13 protein-coding genes and 1 pseudogene are annotated in these 16756 nt (G+C 72.0%); all 14 read left to right on the forward strand.

Annotated elements, in window-relative coordinates; translation table 11 throughout:
• The first annotated feature begins 49 nt into the window (after positions 1–49).
• The 14 genes and pseudogenes from AC3EQ1_RS28115 (at position 50) to AC3EQ1_RS28180 (ending at position 16492) form a co-directional block, all read left to right on the forward strand.
• The gene (locus AC3EQ1_RS28115; RefSeq protein ID WP_432097135.1) at positions 50–1963 is read left to right on the forward strand and encodes a peptidoglycan D,D-transpeptidase FtsI family protein; all 1914 of its coding nucleotides are present in this window, start codon (positions 50–52) and stop codon (positions 1961–1963) included.
• 106 nt (positions 1964–2069) lie between these two features.
• Positions 2070–3806, forward strand: a complete 1737-nt coding sequence (locus AC3EQ1_RS28120; protein ID WP_432097136.1) for a UDP-N-acetylmuramoyl-L-alanyl-D-glutamate--2,6-diaminopimelate ligase — start codon at positions 2070–2072, stop codon at positions 3804–3806.
• Between the two features lie 68 nt (positions 3807–3874).
• Positions 3875–5305 carry a UDP-N-acetylmuramoyl-tripeptide--D-alanyl-D-alanine ligase gene (locus tag AC3EQ1_RS28125; RefSeq protein ID WP_432097137.1) on the forward strand — a complete coding sequence of 477 codons (1431 nt, stop codon included), beginning with the start codon at positions 3875–3877 and terminating at the stop codon, positions 5303–5305.
• 5 nt (positions 5306–5310) lie between these two features.
• Positions 5311–6375 carry a phospho-N-acetylmuramoyl-pentapeptide-transferase gene (gene mraY, locus AC3EQ1_RS28130; RefSeq protein ID WP_388856158.1) on the forward strand — a complete coding sequence of 355 codons (1065 nt, stop codon included), beginning with the start codon at positions 5311–5313 and terminating at the stop codon, positions 6373–6375.
• On the forward strand, positions 6357–7808 hold the full coding sequence (gene murD / locus AC3EQ1_RS28135) for a UDP-N-acetylmuramoyl-L-alanine--D-glutamate ligase (protein ID WP_432097138.1): 1452 nt from the start codon (positions 6357–6359) through the stop codon (positions 7806–7808). The genes mraY and murD overlap by 19 nt, the downstream gene beginning before the upstream one ends.
• Before the next feature lie 58 nt (positions 7809–7866).
• Entirely contained in the window at positions 7867–9207 is a 1341-nt protein-coding gene (ftsW, locus tag AC3EQ1_RS28140; protein WP_432097139.1) for a putative lipid II flippase FtsW, read from the forward strand.
• Between the two features lie 6 nt (positions 9208–9213).
• A complete protein-coding gene (gene murG, locus AC3EQ1_RS28145; protein ID WP_432097140.1) occupies positions 9214–10308 on the forward strand; it encodes an undecaprenyldiphospho-muramoylpentapeptide beta-N-acetylglucosaminyltransferase in 1095 nt (364 codons plus the stop codon).
• A gap of 13 nt (positions 10309–10321) precedes the next feature.
• Positions 10322–11107 carry a cell division protein FtsQ/DivIB gene (locus tag AC3EQ1_RS28150; protein ID WP_432097141.1) on the forward strand — a complete coding sequence of 262 codons (786 nt, stop codon included), beginning with the start codon at positions 10322–10324 and terminating at the stop codon, positions 11105–11107.
• A 276-nt stretch (positions 11108–11383) separates the two neighbouring features.
• Positions 11384–12619, forward strand: a complete 1236-nt coding sequence (gene ftsZ / locus AC3EQ1_RS28155) for a cell division protein FtsZ (RefSeq protein ID WP_432097142.1) — start codon at positions 11384–11386, stop codon at positions 12617–12619.
• A gap of 12 nt (positions 12620–12631) precedes the next feature.
• A pseudogene (gene pgeF / locus AC3EQ1_RS28160) lies at positions 12632–13360 on the forward strand (peptidoglycan editing factor PgeF); the annotation flags it as partial.
• A gap of 77 nt (positions 13361–13437) precedes the next feature.
• A complete protein-coding gene (locus AC3EQ1_RS28165) occupies positions 13438–14157 on the forward strand; it encodes a YggS family pyridoxal phosphate-dependent enzyme (RefSeq protein WP_432097143.1) in 720 nt (239 codons plus the stop codon).
• Positions 14158–14309: 152 nt separating this feature from the next.
• The gene (locus AC3EQ1_RS28170; protein WP_351509595.1) at positions 14310–14951 is read left to right on the forward strand and encodes a cell division protein SepF; all 642 of its coding nucleotides are present in this window, start codon (positions 14310–14312) and stop codon (positions 14949–14951) included.
• Between the two features lie 61 nt (positions 14952–15012).
• Positions 15013–15297 (forward strand): YggT family protein, encoded by a 285-nt coding sequence (locus AC3EQ1_RS28175; protein WP_351509597.1) that lies wholly within the window; start codon positions 15013–15015, stop codon positions 15295–15297.
• A 49-nt stretch (positions 15298–15346) separates the two neighbouring features.
• The gene (locus AC3EQ1_RS28180) at positions 15347–16492 is read left to right on the forward strand and encodes a DivIVA domain-containing protein (RefSeq protein ID WP_432097144.1); all 1146 of its coding nucleotides are present in this window, start codon (positions 15347–15349) and stop codon (positions 16490–16492) included.
• Positions 16493–16756 lie beyond the last annotated feature (264 nt).

Genomic DNA, 16756 nt, shown 5'->3' on the forward strand with positions numbered 1-16756 from the left:
CGGTGACACGGCGCCCCCGTCCCGAGACGCACCCCTCGGAGGCCCTCGCATGACCCCGCCCCAGGAGCCCCCGCGGCGCCGTGTCCCCCGCCCCTCCGCGCCGCGCGGTGACGCCCGCCGTCCGCGCCCCGCGGCCCGCCCGCAGCGGATCCGCCTCGCCCGGCCCCGGCCGCGGCTGCGGCTGATCGGCCTCGGCCTCACCGTCGTGATGCTGGCGTTCGTGGTCCGGCTCCTCCAGGTGCAGGCCGTGGACGCGAGCACCTACGCGGCCAAGGCCGACGTCAACCGCTATGTGACCCACACCCTCGCCGCCGAGCGCGGGTCGATCACCGACCGCACCGGGGTGGCCCTCGCCGCCACCGTCGACGCGTACGACATCACCGCCGACCCCTTCCGCTTCACCCCGGAGCAGAGCAAGGCCAAGGACGCCCCCCGGCAGGCGGCGGCCCTCCTCGCGCCGATCCTCGACCGGGACGAGGACGAACTCGCCCGGAAGCTCTCCGCCCCCGACACCCGCTACGTCCTGCTGGCCCGCCGGCAGCCGCCGCAGGTCTGGAACCAGATCAAGGACCTCAAGAACGCCTTCGCCGAGAAGGCCGCCCAGGGCAAGGGCGGCAACGTCCTCGCCGGGGTCTTCCAGGAGCCGCACAGCAAGCGGATCTACCCCAACAAGGACCTCGCCGCCGGGATACTGGGCTTCGTCAACGCCGAGGGCAAGGGCGGCGGCGGGCTCGAGGCCCAGCTGGACAAGCGGCTGGCCGGAAAGAGCGGCAAGGTCACCTACGCCCAGTCCGGCGGCCGTCAGGTGCCCACCGTGGGCTCCCACGAGCAGCCCGCCGTCCCCGGCTCCGATGTCGAGCTGACCATCGACCGGGACATCCAGTGGGCCGCCCAGAAGGCGATCAGCGAGCAGGTGCGGACCTCGGGTGCGGACCGCGGCTACGTGATCGCCCAGGACACCCGCACCGGCGAGATCCTGGCCATGGCCAACGCCCCCGGATTCGACCCCAACGACCTCTCCACGGCCCGGGGGGCCCTCGGCAACGCCGCCCTCCAGGACGCGTACGAACCCGGCAGCACCAGCAAGGTCATGTCCATGGCCGCGGTGCTGGAGGAGGGGGTGGCGACCGCCGGGACCCGGGTCACGGTCCCGAACCGGCTGCACCGGGCCGACCGGCTGTTCGCCGACGACATCGACCACCCCACCTGGGACCTGACCCTCAACGGGGTGCTGGCCAAGTCCAGCAACATCGGCACCATCCTCTCCGTCGAACAGCTCGGCCGGACGCACCGCAAGGCCAACCAGGTCCTCCACTCCTACCTGCGGCAATTCGGCATCGGACGGCCGACCGGCCTGAACTTCCCCGGCGAGACACCGGGCATTCTGGCCAAACCGGGCGACTGGAGCTCCTCGCAGCAGTACACGATCCCGTTCGGCCAGGGGCTCTCGCTCAACGCCGTCCAGGCCGCCTCGGTGTACTCCACCATCGCCAACGGCGGCGAACGGATCGAGCCGTCCCTCGTCCGCGGCAGCCGCGGGCCGGACGGCCGCTTCACCCGCGCCCCGGCGCCCGAGCGGACCCGGGTCGTCAGCCCGGGGACGGCGAAGACGCTCGCCCGCATGCTGGAGTCGGTCGTCGACGACGAGCAGGGCACCGGCACCAAGGCCCGCATCCCCGGCTACCGCGTCGCCGGCAAGACCGGTACCTCCAACCGGGTGGACCCCGAGACCGGCCGCTACCGGGGCTACACCGCCTCCTTCGCGGGCTTCGCCCCCGCCGACAAGCCGCGGATCACCGTCTACTGCGCCGTGCAGAACCCGACCAGCGGAAGCTACTTCGGCGGCCAGGTCTGCGGCCCGGTGTACAAGCAGGTCATGGAGTTCGCGCTGAAGACCTTGCAGGTCCCGCCGACCGGAGAACGCCCCGCCCGGCTTCCGGTCGAATACCGCCCCGGCGGATGACCGGATCCTTTCGATGACCACCGCCCCCGACCCCGCGCCGCAGGACACCCCGTCCCGCGCCGCCGCCCGCCACCGACCGCCACCCCCGGACGGACCGCCTCCCCCAATGCCCCCCTCATTTCGCCGCAGGCCCGGTACGCCCGGTACGCTCACCGCCGTGCCACATGCTGATCAGCCCCACACGCCGCAAGATGTTCCCGTGACCTACCCGGGAGCGCCCCGACCGGACCAGGTCCGCCCGACCCCGCTCGCGGCCCTGGCGGATCAGCTGGGCACCAGGACGCCCGATGAATCCGGGACGACGGTCACGGGCATCACCCACGACTCCCGGGCGGTGCGCCCCGGCGACATCTACGCCGCCCTGCCCGGCGCCCGTTTCCACGGCGCCGACTTCGCGGCCCAGGCCGCCGACCTCCAGGCCGCCGCGATCCTCACCGACCCGGACGGCGCCGACCGCGCCGCCGCCACCGGCCTGCCCGTCCTCGTGGTCGACCAGCCGCGGGCCCGGATGGGCGCCCTGGCCGCCGCGATCTACGGCGAGCCGGGCCACGACCTGCTCCAGATCGGGATCACCGGAACCTCCGGCAAGACCACCACCGCGTACCTCGTCGAGGGCGGCCTCCGGGCCGCTTCCGGGGCGGGCTCCCCCGCGGAGGGCCGCGGGAAGCTCACCGGCCTGATCGGGACCGTCGAGTCCCGGATCGGTGACGAGCGGCTCAAGAGCGAGCGCACCACCCCCGAGGCCACCGACCTCCAGGCCCTCTTCGCCGTGATGCGCGAGCGCGGCGTCGGCGCCGTCGCCATGGAGGTCTCCAGCCACGCCCTGGTCCTCGGCCGGGTCGACGGCACGGTCTTCGACGTCGCCCTCTTCAACAACCTCAGCCCGGAGCACATGGAGTTCCACTCCGGCATGGAGGACTACTTCCAGGCGAAGGCCCAGCTGTTCACCGCCCGCCGCAGCCGCGCCGGCGTCGTCAACCTCGACGACGAGTACGGCAAGCGCCTGGTGGAGATCTCCGAGGTCCCCGTCACCACCTTCTCCGCCGAGGGCCACCCCGACGCCGACTGGCGGGCCGCGGACGTCGAGGTCGGCCCGCTCGGCTCGACCTTCACCGTGCTCGGCCCCAAGGGCGAGTCCGTACGCGCCGAGGCCCCGCTGCCCGGCCCGTTCAACGTCGCCAACGCCCTCGCGGCGATCACCGCCCTCGTCGTCGCCGGCATCGACCCGCAGACCGCGGCCGACGGCGTCGCCGCCGTGCCCGGCGTCCCGGGCCGGCTGGAGCGGGTCGACGCCGGGCAGCCGTACCTCGCCGTCGTGGACTACGCCCACAAGACCGACGCCGTCGAATCCGTCCTGCGCGCCCTGCGCAAGGTCACCGAGGGCCGGATCCACATCGTCCTCGGCTGCGGCGGCGACCGCGACATCCAGAAGCGCGGCCCGATGGGCGCCGCCTGCGCCCGGCTCTCCGACACGGCCGTCCTGACCTCCGACAACCCCCGCTCCGAGGACCCGCTGGCGATCCTCGCGGCGATGCTGGCCGGCGCCGCCGAGGTCCCCGCGCACGAGCGCGGCGACGTCGTCGTCGAGCCGGACCGCGCCGCCGCGATCGCCGCCGCGGTCGCCCGCGCCGAGCCGGGCGACACCGTCCTCGTCGCCGGCAAGGGCCACGAGCAGGGCCAGGACCTCGCCGGGGTGGTACGCCCCTTCGACGACCGGCAGGTGCTGCGCGAGGCCATCGAGGCCACCCGGCCCGCCTCCGGCCTCCGCCACGGGGGCCAGCACCACGACCACGCGCCGGAAGCGCTCCGCACCCCCTCTTCGCACCGCAACGACCAGGGATGACAGAACTCCATGCGCGCATACGCCTCCACGAGGCAGCTCTTCTGTACCGCTACCCCGGGAGGTGAGCGATGATCGCACTCACGCTCGCCGAGATCGCCTCGATCGTCTCCGGACAGCCGCACGACATACCCGACACCGGCCGCCGGGTCACCGGGCCGGTGGTGATCGACTCCCGTGAGGTGCGGCCCGACGGCCTCTTCGTCGCCTTCCGGGGGGAGCACGTCGACGGCCACGACTACGCGCAGCGCGCCGTCGAGGCGGGCGCGGCAGCCGTCCTGGCCGCCCGCCCCGTCGGCGTCCCCGCGATCGTCGTGGACGATGTCGAAGCCGCCCTGGGAGCCCTGGCGCGCGCCGTCGTGGCCCGGCTCGGTGCCGCGGTCGTCGGCCTCACCGGCTCGGCGGGCAAGACGAGCACCAAGGACCTGATCGCCCAGCTGCTGGAGCGGATCGCCCCCACCGTCTGGACGCCCGGCTCGTTCAACAACGAGATCGGTCTCCCGCTCACCGCGCTGCGGGCCGACGACGGCACCCGGCACCTGGTCCTGGAGATGGGCGCCCGCGGCATCGGCCACATCCGCTACCTCGCGGAGCTCACCCCGCCCCGGATCGGCGTCGTGCTCAACGTCGGCACCGCCCACATCGGCGAGTTCGGCGGCCGTGAGCAGATCGCCGTGGCCAAGGGGGAGTTGGTCGAGGTGCTGCCCGCGGCGGCCGACGGCGGTGTCGCCGTGCTCAACGCCGACGACCCCCTCGTCCGCGCCATGTCGGCCCGGACCAAGGCCCGTACGGTGCTCTTCGGCGAGGCCGAGGACGCCGATGTGCGTGCCGAGGACGTCCGCCTCACCGACACCGGCCGGCCCGCTTTCCGCCTTCGTACCCCCACCGGGTGCAGCGACGTGACGCTGCGGCTGTACGGTGAGCACCACGTGTCGAACGCGCTCGCCGCGGCCGCCGTCGCCCATGAGTTGGGCATGTCCGTGGACGGGATCGCCCAGGCGCTCTCCGAAGCCGGGCAGCTCTCTCGCTGGCGCATGGAGGTCACCGAGCGCTCGGACGGCGTGACCGTCGTCAACGACGCCTACAACGCGAACCCCGAGTCCATGCGCGCCGCGCTGCGCGCACTCGCCGCCATGGGAGGAGCCGCACAGGCCAAGGGGGGACGGACGTGGGCGGTACTCGGTCGCATGGCCGAGCTCGGTGACGATTCACTCGCCGAGCACGACGCGGTCGGACGACTGGTCGTCCGGCTCAACGTCAGCAAGCTCGTGGCGGTGGGGGGCCCGGAGGCCGCCTGGCTGGACATGGGCGCCAAGAATGAGGGTTCGTGGGGTGAGGAGTCGGTGCACGTGTCCGACGCGCGGGCGGCGATCGACCTGTTGCGCAGTGAGTTGCGCCCGGGAGACGTCGTGCTGGTGAAGGCATCCAGGGCCGAGGGCCTGGAGCGGGTCGCACAGGGGCTGCTCGACAGCGCCGGTGAGGGCGAGGCCGTCGCCCGATGAACTCGATGAAGCAGATTCTCTTCTCCGGAGTCATCGGGCTCTTCCTGTCCCTGATCGGCACCCCGCTGCTGATCAAGCTGCTGGCCAAGAAGGGGTACGGCCAGTTCATCCGGGACGACGGCCCGCGCGGCCACCACGGCAAGCGCGGTACTCCCACCATGGGCGGTATCGCCTTCATCCTGGCCACGCTGATCGCGTACGCCCTGACGAAGGTGATCACCTCCGCCCAGCCCACCTTCTCCGGTGTGCTGGTGCTGTTCCTGATGGCGGGCATGGGCCTGGTCGGCTTCCTCGACGACTACATCAAGATCGTCAAGCAGCGGAGCCTCGGTCTGCGGGCCAAGGCCAAGATGGCCGGACAGCTCATCGTCGGTATCGCGTTCGCGGTCCTGTCGCTGAACTTCGCCGACTCCCGGGGCCAGACCCCGGCCTCCGACCGGCTGTCCTTCACCCAGGACTTCGGCTGGTACCTCGGCCCGGTGATCTTCACCATCTGGGCGCTGTTCATGATTCTCGCGATGTCGAACGGCGTGAACCTCACCGACGGCCTCGACGGCCTCGCCACCGGCGCCTCCGTGATGGTCTTCGGCGCGTACACGTTCATCGGCGTCTGGCAGTACCAGGAGTCCTGCGCCAACCAGATCACCGCCGGACCCAACTGTTACGAGGTGCGTGATCCGCTCGACCTCGCGGTCGTCGCCTCCGCGCTGATGGGCGCCTGCTTCGGCTTCCTGTGGTGGAACACCTCGCCCGCCAAGATCTTCATGGGTGACACCGGTTCGCTGGCCCTCGGCGGCGCGCTGGCCGGTCTGGCGATCTGCTCCCGCACCGAACTGCTGCTGGCCCTGCTGGGCGGCCTGTTCGTGCTGATCACCATGTCCGTGATCATCCAGGTCGGTTCGTTCCGGCTCACCGGCAAGCGGGTCTTCCGCATGGCACCGCTCCAGCACCACTTCGAACTCAAGGGCTGGACGGAAGTCCTGGTGGTGGTCCGGTTCTGGATCATCCAGGGCATGTGCGTGATCGTGGGTCTCGGTCTCTTCTACGCAGGGTGGGCGGCAGGCAAGTGACCTGGGCGGACAAGAACGTCACCGTCGCCGGCCTCGGCGTCTCCGGGGTCCCCGCAGCGCGCGTGCTGCGGGGCCTCGGGGCCCGCGTCACCGTGGTCAACGACGGTGACGACGAGCGGGCACGCGGGCAGGCGGCCGAACTCGAGCAACTGGGCGTCACCGTGCGCCTCGGCGACGGCGACACGCTCCCCGAGGGCACCGAGCTGATCGTCACCACGCCCGGCTGGCGGCCCGACAAGCCGCTCTTCACGGCCGCCGCCGCGGCGGGCGTCCCGGTCTGGGGCGACGTCGAACTCGCCTGGCGGCTGCGGCGGCCGGGCGCCGCCCCCTGGCTGGCCGTCACCGGCACCAACGGCAAGACCACCACCGTGCAGATGCTGGCCTCCATCCTGGAGGCCGCCGGGCTGCGCACCGCCGCCGTCGGCAACATCGGCGTCTCACTGCTGGACGTGGTGCTCGCCGAGGACGAGGGCGGCGAGCGCGCCTACGACGTCCTCGCCGTCGAGCTGTCCAGCTACCAGCTGCACTGGGCGCCGAGCCTGCGGGCGCACTCCGCGGCCGTCCTCAACCTCGCGCCCGACCACCTCGACTGGCACGGCTCCATGCAGGCCTACGCCGCCGACAAGGGCCGGATCTACGAGGGCAACCAGGTCGCCTGCGTGTACAACGCCGCCGACCCCGCCACCGAGGAACTGGTCCGTGCCGCCGACGTCGAGGAGGGCTGCCGCGCCATCGGCTTCACCCTCGGCACCCCCGGCCCGTCCCAAGTCGGCGTCGTGGAGGGGATCCTGGTCGACCGGGCGTTCGTCGAGAACCGGCACAGCCACGCCCAGGAGCTGGCCGAGGTCGCCGACATCCACCCGCCGGCCCCGCACAACATCGCCAACGCCCTTGCCGCGGCGGCCCTCGCGCGCGCCTTCGGCGTCGAGGCCACGGCCGTCCGCGACGGACTGCGCTCCTTCCGCCCCGACGCGCACCGCATCCAGCACGTGGCGGACGTCGGCGGCGTGGCCTACGTCGACGACTCCAAGGCCACCAACACCCATGCCACCGAGGCCTCCCTGGCCGCCTACGAGCACATCGTGTGGATCGCCGGCGGCCTCGCCAAGGGCGCGACCTTCGACGACCTCGTCAGCAACGCGGCGGGCCGGCTGCGGGGCGCCGTGCTGATCGGCGCCGACCGGGCCCTGATCCGGGAAGCGCTGGCGCGACACGCCCCGGATGTGCCGGTCGTCGACCTCGACCGGACCGACACTGGGGCGATGGCCGCGGCCGTCCGGGAAGCGGCCGGGCTCGCCCGGCCCGGGGACACCGTCCTGCTGGCCCCGGCCTGTGCCTCGATGGACATGTTCGTCAACTACGGCAAGCGCGGCGAGGCCTTCGCGGCGGCCGTACGGGAGCTGGAGGCGCCCCCCGGGGCACAGCGGCGCTAGCCGGTCCCCGTCCCCGCGCCGCGGACCGGTCCGGCGCACCAGACCTTCAGGAGGGGACATGACGGCCCGTACGGCGAGACCGGCGGCGTCCCGCCCCCGCGGGCGGGGCGGCCCGGCCCCGGAGCGTCCGCGCGGCAGCGCCCTGGGCGGTCTGCGGAAGCTGCACACCCGGCTCAGGAGGGCCTGGGACCGCCCGCTGACCGCCTACTACCTGATCCTCGGCGGCAGCGCGCTGCTCACCGTCCTGGGCCTGGTGATGGTCTTCTCCGCCTCCCAGATCCAGGCCCTGCAGTCCGGGCTGCCGTCCACGTACTACTTCCGCAAGCAGCTGATCGCCGCCGCCCTCGGCGCCGGTCTGCTGCTGCTCGCCTCCCGGCTCCCCGTCCGGCTGCACCGGGCGCTGGCCTATCCGCTGCTCGCCGTCTCGGTCTTCCTGATGACCCTGGTGCAGATTCCGGGCATCGGCCAGACCGTCAACGGCAACCGGAACTGGCTCCAGCTCGGCGGCCCCTTCCAGCTCCAGCCCAGCGAGTTCGGCAAGCTCGCCCTGGTGCTCTGGGGCGCCGACCTGCTCGCCCGCAAGCAGGACAAGCGGCTGCTCAACCAGTGGAAGCACCTGCTCGTACCGCTGGTCCCGGCCGCCTTCATGCTGCTCGGGCTGATCATGCTGGGCGGTGACATGGGCACCGCCATCATTCTCACCGCGATCCTCTTCGGCCTGCTCTGGCTGGCCGGGGCCCCCACCCGGCTCTTCGCGGGCGTGCTCGGCGGCACCGCGGTGCTGGGCCTCCTGCTGATCACCACCAGCGCCAACCGGATGGCCCGGCTCGCCTGCATCGGCGCCACCGACCCCGGTCCGAACGATCAGTGCTGGCAGGCCGTGCACGGGATCTACGCGCTCGCCTCCGGCGGACTGTTCGGTTCCGGACTGGGTGCAAGCCTGGAGAAATGGGGTCAACTCCCCGAACCGCACACCGACTTCATCTTCGCCGTGACCGGGGAGGAACTCGGCCTGGCGGGGACGCTGTCGGTACTCGCCCTCTTCGCGGCTCTAGGCTATGCGGGTATCCGCGTGGCCGGACGCACGGAGGATCCCTTCGTCAGGTACGCCGCGGGAGGTGTGACCACCTGGATCACGGCTCAGGCCGTGGTCAACATCGGTGCGGTGCTCGGTCTGCTGCCGATCGCCGGTGTCCCCCTCCCGCTGTTCTCCTACGGAGGCTCCGCCCTGCTGCCGACGATGTTCGCCATCGGGCTGCTGGTCGCCTTCGCGCGCAGCGAACCCGGTGCGCGGGCGGCCCTGGCCATGCGGCAGCCTGCTGTGAGAAGGAAGCTGGCTGGGGTGAGATGGAAGACGATGAGACGGCGCGTCAAGCAGCGACCGTCCGGAGAGCGGTGAATTTCGGTGCATGTCGTACTCGCCGGTGGGGGGACCGCCGGCCACATCGAGCCCGCGCTTGCCCTCGCGGACGCCCTGCGCAGGCAGGACCCGACCGTGGGGATCACGGCCCTCGGCACGGAGCGCGGACTCGAGACCCGGCTCGTCCCGGAGCGGGGTTACGAACTGGGACTGATCCCGGCCGTGCCGCTGCCGCGCAAGCCCACGCCGGAGCTGATCACCGTGCCCGGGCGGCTGCGCGGCACCATCAAGGCCGCCGAGCAGATCCTGGAGCGCACCAAGGCCGACTGCGTGGTCGGCTTCGGGGGCTATGTGGCCCTCCCCGGCTACCTGGCCGCCAAGCGGCTCGGCGTGCCGATCATCGTGCACGAGGCCAACGCCCGTCCGGGCCTGGCCAACAAGATCGGCTCCCGGTACGCGGCCGGTGTCGCGGTGAGCACGCCGGACAGCAAGCTGCGGAACTCCCGCTACGTCGGCATCCCGCTGCGCCGCTCCATCGCCACGCTGGACCGGGGCGCGGTCCGTCCCGAGGCGCGGGCCGCCTTCGGGCTCGACCCCAACCTGCCGACGCTGCTGGTCTCCGGCGGCTCGCAGGGCGCCCGGCGGCTCAACGAGGTGGTGCAGGCGGTCGCCCCGGCGCTGCAGCGCTCGGGCATCCAGATCCTGCACGCGGTGGGCCCCAAGAACGAGCTGCCCCGGGTGGACAATATGCCCGGCATGCCGCCGTACATCCCGGTGCCCTACGTGGACCGGATGGACCTCGCGTACGCCGCGGCCGACATGATGCTCTGCCGCGCGGGCGCCATGACGGTGGCCGAACTCTCCGCGGTCGGGCTCCCGGCCGCGTACGTACCGCTGCCGATCGGTAACGGTGAGCAGCGGCTCAACGCCCAGCCGGTGGTCAAGGCCGGCGGCGGCCTGCTGGTCGACGACGCCGAGCTGACCCCCGAGTGGGTGCAGAACCAGGTGCTCCCGGTGCTCGCCGACCCGCACCGGCTGTACGAGATGTCCCGGTCCGCCGCGGAGTTCGGCCGCCGGGACGCGGACGATCTGCTGGTCGGCATGGTGTACGAGGCGATCTCCGCACGCCGCCAGGCGTGAGAAAGCAGGGAGCGTGGCCGGAACGACGACCGACCGACGCGGTACGCGGAACTCCCCGCCGTCCGGCCCGCCCCTGCTCCGGATCCGTCTCCGGCGCCCCCGCCGGCGCACCCTGATCGCCTCGGCGGCGGGCGCGGTGCTGCTCGGCGTGGGCGCCGTCTGGGTCCTCTACGGCTCGGACTGGGCCCGGGTCGAGCGGGTGAACGCGGAGGGCACCACGGTGCTCCGGCCCCGTCAGGTGGTCGCGGCGGCCGGTGTACCGGCCGGCGACCCCCTGGCCTCCGTGGACACCGACGAGGTCGCGGCCCGGCTGCGGGCCGCGCTGCCGCGCATCGCCGAGGTCGACGTGATCCGTTCCTGGCCGGACAGTATCGATCTGAAGGTGACCGAAAGGCGTCCGCAGCTGCTGATCAAAGCGGGCGGGCGATTTACCGAAGTGGACGCCGAGGGCGTCAGGTTCGCTCAGGTGCGGAAGCGTCCGGACGGGGTGCCGCTGCTGGAGCTCGCGGCCGCAGACTCCCCGAGCCGGCGGCGCTTCGGTGCCGACCGGCTCCGCCGGGAGGCGGTCCGCGTAGCCGCCGGGCTCCCGGCGGAGGTCCGGCGCGACACCCGGGTGGTCAAGGTCGGTTCATATGACTCCATCACGCTGGAGCTGACGGGCGGACGGACGGTCCGGTGGGGGAGCGGGGAGAACGGCCGCGCCAAATCGCGGACTCTGCTCGCGCTGCTGAAAGCCGCCCGGGACGCCCGGCACTTCGACGTGAGCGCTCCCACCGCCCCTGCCGCGTCCGGGAGTTGACGTGTCCGGAGGCGGCCCAGCACCCTGGTTGGCTAGCGCTATGCGTGATCACATAGGGTGAAAAGAAAAACGGGAGGTTCGGCGTGTTCGTTGAACGCGCAGCACTTGTCGACTTAGTGTCTCGTTCGAGGACTCCACAGAGCAGACATACTGGTAACCCTAAACTTCACCGTTAGGGTTCGGGTCGGCGTTCGGACCGTCCCACATCGGCATCAGTCCGTGCACCGCGGCCAACGTGACGCACGGACACGTAACTCGAGGCGAGAGGCCTTCGACGTGGCAGCACCGCAGAACTACCTCGCAGTCATCAAGGTCGTCGGCATCGGCGGCGGTGGCGTCAACGCCATCAACCGGATGATCGAGGTCGGTCTCAAGGGCGTCGAGTTCATCGCGATCAACACCGATGCGCAGGCCCTGCTGATGAGCGACGCCGACGTCAAGCTGGACGTCGGCCGCGAGCTCACCCGCGGCCTCGGCGCCGGCGCCAACCCCGATGTCGGCCGCAAGGCCGCGGAGGACCACCGCGAGGAGATCGAGGAGGTCCTCAAGGGGGCCGACATGGTCTTCGTCACCGCGGGTGAGGGCGGCGGGACCGGTACCGGCGGAGCGCCGGTGGTCGCCAATATCGCCCGCTCGCTGGGCGCCCTGACCATCGGCGTGGTCACCCGCCCGTTCACCTTCGAGGGCCGCCGCCGCGCGAACCAGGCCGAGGACGGCATCGCCGGGCTGCGCGACGAGGTCGACACCCTCATCGTGATCCCCAACGACCGGCTGCTGTCCATCTCGGACCGGCAGGTGAGCGTGCTCGACGCGTTCAAGTCCGCCGACCAGGTGCTGCTCTCCGGTGTCCAGGGCATCACCGACCTCATCACCACCCCTGGCCTCATCAACCTCGACTTCGCGGACGTGAAGTCGGTGATGTCGGAGGCCGGGTCCGCGCTCATGGGCATCGGCTCGGCCCGCGGCGACGACCGCGCGGTCGCGGCGGCCGAGATGGCGATCTCCTCGCCCCTGCTGGAGGCGTCCATCGACGGCGCCCGCGGTGTGCTGCTCTCCATCTCCGGCGGCTCCGACCTGGGCCTCTTCGAGATCAACGAGGCGGCCCAGCTGGTCAGCGAGGCGGCCCACCCCGAAGCCAACATCATCTTCGGCGCGGTCATCGACGACGCGCTCGGCGACGAGGTGCGGGTCACGGTGATCGCGGCGGGCTTCGACGGCGGGCAGCCGCCCTCCAAGAACCGCGACAAGGTGCTCGGTTCGTCCGGCGGCAGCCGCGAGGAGTCCTACCCGCCGGCCGGCCGTCCGTCCTCCTCGTCCTCCGACACCGCCGGCCGCTCGTCGTTCGGCGGCCTCGGATCGGTGACGCCGCGCGAGGAGGAGCCCGACGAGGTGGAGGCGGCCCCGGTGGGCGAGACCTCCGCGCCCCCGGTCGCACCGCCCCAGGTTCCCCCGGCCCGTCCCTACCAGGACAGCCAGGCCGAGGAACTGGACGTCCCCGACTTCCTGAAATAAGCACAGCACGCAGTGATAACGCAGAACGTCAGCACGAGCGGCGCCCACTTCGCCTTCACCGACCGGTGGGGCGGGGTGAGCGCCGTTCCGTACGCCGAGCTCAATCTGGGCGGCGCGGTCGGTGACGACCCGGCCGCCGTCGTCGCCAACCGCCGGAGCGCCGCGCGGTCCCTGGGCATCGATCCCGACCGGGTGGTCTGGATGAACCAGGTGCACGGCCGGGACGTCGCGGTGGTCGACGGACCGTGGGGTCCGGCCGGCGATGTCCCGGCGGTGGACGCGGTGGTGACCGCGCGTCGCGGCCTGCCGCTCGCCGTGCTCACCGCGGACTGCACCCCGGTTCTGATGGCCGACCCCGTCGCCGGCGTAGCGGCCGCCGCCCACGCCGGGCGTCCCGGCCTGGTGGCCGGGGTCGTCCCGGCGGCCGTCGAGGCGATGGTCGCGCTCGGCGCGGAGGTCTCACGGATCACCGCCGTCACCGGCCCGGCCGTCTGCGGCCGCTGCTACGAGGTGCCGGAGGACATGCGGGCCGACGTGGCGCGGGCCGTTCCGGAGACATGGGCGACGACCAGCTGGGGCACCCCGGCCGTGGACGTCACCGCCGGTGTCCACGCACAACTCGACCGGCTCGGGGTGCGGATGCGCGAACAGTCCCGCATCTGCACCCTGGAGTCGTCCGACCACTTCTCCTACCGCCGCGACCGGACGACCGGACGCCTCGCCGGCTACGTCTGGCTGGACGACGGCGCCCCTCGGGGAGCCGACGGCCCGGCCGCCCGCCGGGACGGCGCGGAGGCCGACCGGGCCGAGGGGGCCACGTGACCGACCGCAGGGCCGAACTGGCCGAGAACCTGGCGCAGGTGGAGGAGCGGATCGCCGCCGCGTGCGCCGCCGCGGGGCGGGCCCGGGACGAGGTGACCCTCATCGTGGTCACCAAGACCTACCCGGCGAGCGATGTCCGGCTGCTCGCCGAACTCGGGGTGCGGCACGTCGCCGAGAACAAGGACCAGGAGGCGGCGCCCAAGGCGGCGGAGTGCGCGGACCTGCCGCTCACCTGGCACTTCGTCGGCCAGTTGCAGACGAACAAGGTCCGTTCCGTGGCCGGTTACGCCGATCTGGTGCAGTCCGTCGACCGGGCGAAGCTCGTGGGCGCTCTCTCCACCGCCGCGGCGCGCGCCGGGCGGGAGCTCGGCTGCCTGCTCCAAGTCGCCCTCGACGCGGAGGCGGGAGGGACCGGCGGCCGGGGCGGCGTCGCGCCGGACCGGGTGCCGGAGATCGCCGACGCGATCGCCTCGGCCGAGGGGCTCCGGCTGGGCGGCGTGATGACCGTGGCGCCGCTCTCCGGCCCGTACGCGGGGCGTCAACGGGCGGCTTTCGAGCGGCTGGTGGAAATCTCGTCCGGCCTGCGCACGGGGCATCCTGCTGCCACCATGGTGTCCGCGGGAATGAGCTCGGACCTCGAGGACGCGGTGGCGGCCGGGGCGACACATGTGCGCGTCGGCACCGCGGTACTCGGAGTCAGGACCCGGCTCCGGTAACGTCGCGAAGCAAGTCGGACCACAGCAGAAAATATGGTCATTTCCGCCCGTCGGGCGGGCAGGCCGAGTGGATCCCGGGCGCCCGGTGACGGAGCCCATGGTGCCTCTCCGCAGGAGGCAGGGGAGCCACCACAGAGCGGAGGACGCAGAGAATGGCCGGCGCGATGCGCAAGATGGCGGTCTACCTCGGCCTCGTGGAGGACGATGGTTACGACGGCCGGGGATTCGACCCCGACGACGAATTCGAGCCCGAGCCGGAGCCCGAGCGGGCTCGTCGGCCACACCAGTCACATCCGTCGGACCGGACAGATCCGGACGAACCGGTACGGGTCGTGCATCCGCCCGTCCAGCGCGAGCCCGTCGCCCTCACCGCAGAAAGCGGGCGCTCCGGGTCTCTTCTCCCGGAAGGGGGGCGAGGGGGGCGTATCGCACCCGTGGCATCCATCACACCTGAACGTCAGAATCCGGAGAAGAACGCACCTGTGATCATGCCCAAGGTCGTGTCCGAGCGAGAGCCCTACCGCATCACCACGCTGCACCCCCGGACCTACAACGAAGCCCGTACCATCGGGGAACACTTCCGTGAGGGCACTCCGGTGATCATGAATCTGACGGAGATGGACGACACCGATGCGAAGCGACTTGTCGACTTTGCTGCCGGTTTGGTCTTCGGCCTCCATGGAAGCATTGAGCGAGTGACGCAGAAGGTGTTCCTGTTGTCGCCTGCTAACGTCGATGTCACGGCGGAGGACAAGGCCCGTATTGCAGAGGGCGGGTTCTTCAACCAGAGCTGAGACGCACCATGGTCACCGGAGCCACGAGGCCCGGCACGAGTAAGGGGAGAGGCACCGCGAGATGGACATCGCACTGCAGGTGATCTACATCGCGCTGTACTGCTTCCTGATTGTGCTGATCTTCCGGTTGGTCATGGACTATGTCTTCCAGTTCGCCCGCTCATGGCAACCCGGCAGGGCGATGGTGGTCCTCCTCGAGGCCACCTACACTGTCACTGATCCGCCACTCAAGCTTCTGCGGCGGGTCATTCCGCCGCTGCGTCTCGGGGGCGTAGCGCTCGACCTGTCCTTCTTCGTATTGATGATCATCGTCTACATCCTGATCACCGTCGTGAGGTGGCTGTGAACGATACGGTCATGCCGATTGCCGACGACTACGTAGAGGTGAAGAAGAGATGCCGTTGACCCCCGAGGACGTGCGGAACAAGCAGTTCACGACCGTCCGTCTCCGAGAAGGCTATGACGAGGACGAGGTCGATGCCTTCCTCGATGAGGTCGAGGGTGAACTGACCCGTCTGCTCCGGGAGAACGAGGACCTGCGGGCCAAGCTGGCCGCCGCGACCCGTGCTGCCGCGCAGAACCAGCAGCAGGGCATGCGCAAGCCGGAGGGTCAGGAGCGACCCGGCGCACCCGTGCCCGCTGCCATATCAGGACCGCAGCCGGTGCCGCCCCAACAGCAGATGGGCCCGCCCCAGCTGCCCGGTGGCGCACCTCAGCTGCCCGCAGGTCCCGGTGGACACGGCGGCCCGCAGGGGCAGCACGGTCCCGGTCCGATGGGCCAGGGTGGCCCGATGGGCCAGGGCGGCCCCATGGGTGGTCCGATGGGCGGCCCCGGTGGCCCGGGCGGTCCCGGCGGCCCTGGTGGCCCCGGCGGTCCCGGTGGCCCCGGCCCGCACCTGCCGCAGCCGGGCCAGGGCCCGGGTGGCGACAGCGCCGCCCGCGTCCTCTCGCTCGCGCAGCAGACCGCGGACCAGGCGATCGCGGAGGCCCGTTCCGAGGCCAACAAGATCGTCGGTGAGGCCCGCAGCCGTGCCGAGGGTCTGGAGCGGGACGCCCGCGCCAAGGCGGACGCCCTGGAGCGGGACGCGCAGGAGAAGCACCGCGTCGCGATGGGCTCGCTGGAGTCCGCTCGCGCCACGCTGGAGCGCAAGGTCGAGGACCTGCGCGGCTTCGAGCGCGAGTACCGGACGCGACTGAAGTCGTACCTGGAGAGCCAGCTGCGTCAGCTGGAGAACCAGTCCGACGACTCGCTCGCCCCGCCGCGTACCCCGGCCGCCGCGTCGCTGCCGCCGTCCCCGTCGATGGCGGGTGCGGGTGCCGGTGCCGGCGGGATGGGTGGCCACACGATGGGTGGCAACCAGTCCATGGGCGGTCACGGCGGGCACAACCCCGGTGGTGGCGCGCAGTCCTACGGCGGTCAGCAGCAGATGTCGCCGGCGATGACGCAGCCGATGGCTCCGGTGCGGCCGCAGGGGCAGCAGCCCATGCAGCAGGCGCCGTCGCCGATGCGGGGCTTCCTCATCGACGAGGACGACAACTGACGGGCGGCTTGCGGCGCTAGGCGCCGGGCAACCGAGCAGTCGGCATATCGAAGGGCCGGGCTCCGGGACGACAGTCCTGGGGCCCGGTTCTTTTTGGTGGGGGGGCGGGCTGTGCGGTTTTGCCGTGCGGCGCGCGCTGGGTGTCTTGCGGTTCGTTTGTGCGGGCCTCGGTCGTTGGGTGCGGGTGTCTGGTGGGTTTCGGGGGTGGGGGGGGGGGGGGGGGGGGGGGGGGGGGGGGGGGGGGGGGGGGGGGGGGGGGGGGGG

The organism is Streptomyces sp. bgisy100, from assembly GCF_057709105.1.